Source organism: Salinibacter sp., assembly GCF_042218895.1.
Classification (GTDB): Bacteria; Bacteroidota; Rhodothermia; order Rhodothermales; family Salinibacteraceae; genus Salinibacter.
Window position 1 is genome coordinate 1 of sequence record NZ_JBDGQQ010000065.1, and the last position, 3141, is coordinate 3141.

Below are 3141 nucleotides of genomic sequence, written 5' to 3' on the forward strand. Positions count from 1 at the left end.
GTCAGCTCCTCCGCCACGTCGATCGGCTCCTCCGGCTCCGTCGTGTCCACGTAGAGCGCGATGTTGAGGTTGTAGTCGTTCTCGCGGATCTCCTCGATCGGCACCGCGCGGCTCACCCGCTCCTCCGTGGTCCAGTCGTTGAAGTTTCGGACGATGTGGCCCAAGCCCTCCTCCGTGAGCTCGTTCTGGTTGGACAGCTCCCGGTAGAAGGCCTCGTCGGCGGCATGGACGAACAGGACCTCGCCCTGCCGCTCCGGCGGCTTGTCGCGGTTCAAAAGCAGGATCGCGCTGGGAATCGAGTTGTTCTGGAACAGGTTTTCGGGCATCCCGATCACCGCCTCCACGAGGTCGTCCTCCAGCATCGGCTCCCGGTAGCGGCCCTCGTACTTTCGGAAGAGGACGCCGTGGGGAATGACAATCGCCGCCTGGCCCCTGTCGTTCAGCTGGTTTGCCATGTGCATGATGAAGGCATAGTCCCCCCGATCCGCGCGGGGCAGCTTCTCATGCCAGTCGAAGCGGCCGTACGCGTCGTCCTGCAGGTCGCTCTTGGGCCAGTCTGCCGAGAAGGGAAAGTTTGCCAGCACGTAGTCGAACCGCTCCAAGCGGCCGTTGTCGGTAAACTGCGGGGCGCCGAGGGAGTCCTCCCGCTCGATGGCGCCGTTGTAGCCGTGGATGAACAGGTTCATTTTCGCGATCGCCGCAATGTCGGGATTGAGCTCCTGCCCCGTCAGCTCCAGCCGCGAGGGGTCCCCGTCCTGCGCGTCGCGGAAGTGGTGGGCCGCCTCCACCAGCAGGCCGCCCGAGCCGCACGTCGGGTCGTGGAACCGATCCCCGTCCTCAAACGGGGCGACCAGCCGCACCATCAGCTGCACGATCTGCGGCGGCGTAAAGAACTCGCCCCCGTCCCGCCCTTCCTCGTTGGCGAAGTGGCGCACGAGGTCCATGTACGCCTCCCCGAGCATGTCCGGGGGTACGCGTCTTGAGGACAGGTTGTAGGTCGAGAGGTGCTCGACAAGCTTGCTCAGGCGGCTGTCGTCGAGGGCGTCCGCGTCCACGAAGTCGGCCCGGAAGACGCCCTCCAGCTTGTTCGGGTTGGCCTTCACGATCGCATCGAACGCCTCGTTGAGCGCCTGGTCGACGTTCGTACCGGTCTGCCGCAGGGATTCCCAGCTGTGCTCCTCGGGTACCACGAAGTCGTACCACGCCTCCATCTTTGCAATCTCCTCGTCGCCGTCGGCTTCCTCTTCGAGCACCTCCTGGTAGCGGTCCTGGTAGGTGTCGCTGATCGTCTTGTAGAAGACCAGCGGCAGGATAAAGTCCTTGTAGTCCGTCTTGTCGACGGCGTTGCGGATGATGTCCGCACACTTGAAGAGGTGACTGTCGAGTTCGTCGAGGGTGAGGCTCATGGGGTCGGTTTCGAGGGGCAAATCTTGTTGAGTACCGTCCATCAGATGCCGATCAGAGTTCTGCGAAGGGCTTCAGAACGAAACGGGTCCACTGCCGCCAGAGTGTGCCTGTATCAGTGCATGCGCCCGTACGGAAGTGTTGAGGGCACACTTTGGAAGGAAGGTGTTGGCCCAAGCAAAGGCAAGCAATGCTACTGAGGGTCCCGAAGCCCAGGGTCATCGAAATGACTGCCGTTGCAGCCGGAGACCTGGCGAACACCCAGACAAAGGAAGGTTGCCATTGCAATAACAGAGAATTTCGGTCCTCCGTCGAAAATACCGTCCCGTGGCTTTCTAATTCAGCCTCATCGTCCACTGCCGCCCCCCAACCCCCGGCGGTCTCCGGAAGAAGTTACCGCAGGCGGTAGTAGGCCTCCAGGGCGGCGTGAAGGAGAAAAGGGCCGAGGATGATGGCCACTGCAGGGAGGATCTCTAAAGCCATCGCCCCCGTCTCCCCGGCGGACCCGAGGGACAGCCCAAATTCGATTTCTTCCTTCGCGTTCTCATCCTTGAGGCGGGTGCGAAACACCCAGGCGACGTATCCACCGATCACAAGCCCTGAAATAAGCACATACTCGAAGGCCGCCCACCCGAGAGCGAGCAGGCCCTTGACGACACTTTTCCATCCCTCACCGAAGGTCCTCGGGACCACAACCCCCACGTAGACGGCGGCAATGGCGACTGAGACGCTGATAGGAAGATCCGCCGACGGGCCGGCGTTCACCTGCGCTACCGGCACGTACAACAGCTTCGCGGCCGTTTCGAGAAACGTCGTGTGGGCCACCAGAAACGCCGAGAAGGCCACGGCCTGCGCTCCTCGCTCGAAGTGGTTCCGGAAAAGCCGCCAGATCGTGAGACTCAAAAGACCCGTAAGCAAAAGGTTCGTAGCGATGAGGAAGCTCTGCGACTCGATAACACGATTTGCCGTTGAGGCCAGCAGAGACTGAATCTCACTTGCCGTTTCTGGATCGACCCTGGCCGCTTCCTTTCTGGAGAGATTTGCTGAGACCCGTTCGCCGTAGGGGTTTCGCAGCCCCAGCCAAGTAAAGACTTGCCGGGTCCCGAAAGCCACGACGATGGCGGCAAGGAGGTAACGCCCCGGATGCATGAGCCTCTGGCGGGCCCCATTCAGATAGCGGGCAAGGACGTGTCCAGGGCGGGCGGTCAAGGCCCACAGTGTCGGCCACAGACCGCCCTCGATGTCGACCAGCTCCCGAAAAAAGATGCTCAGGGTCCCAAGCACCGAATCGGGTGGGGCAGCCTCCTGCCCGCAATTCGGGCAGTAGTTGCCAACGAATCGCCGGGAGCAGTTCTGGCACGTTCTGGTTTTGACAAGTGCCCGGGAGGAAGCCTCCTCAGTCGAGTCGGACACGGTTTCCTTCTTTTGACTCTCCTCGTTTGGCGACACAGATATGCTTCCCTTCTGCAGAAACGATTAGACTCGATCGACCCTGGATATGCTAACGACCACCGGGGAGACTTTCATGTGCCACCATGTGCCACATCCTCCTCGCCCCACCGATCTTGCCGCCATCAAGATGGTACTCACAACGGTGCTGAGAAGGAAACAGAACCCATCCTGTCCGATCCGTAAGGTTGGTCCGTAAGGATCCACAATCCGCCCACAATCTCTTCACGACGACGAACCGCCATGGATGACTTTACTGAAGACGATGCCCCTTCCGACGGCGGTGGA

At 61.2% G+C, this 3141-nt stretch carries 2 protein-coding genes; both read right to left on the minus strand.

All coding sequences use genetic code 11. The annotated features are described in order from the left end of the window. Positions 1 to 1406, minus strand: a 1406-nt coding sequence (locus tag ABEL04_RS06710; protein WP_375801615.1) for an N-6 DNA methylase, incomplete at its 3' end; no start/stop codon positions are given. Between the two features lie 391 nt (positions 1407 to 1797). Continuing rightward, positions 1798 to 2817 (minus strand): DUF3667 domain-containing protein, encoded by a 1020-nt coding sequence (locus tag ABEL04_RS06715; protein ID WP_375801616.1) that lies wholly within the window; start codon positions 2815 to 2817, stop codon positions 1798 to 1800. Positions 2818 to 3141 lie beyond the last annotated feature (324 nt).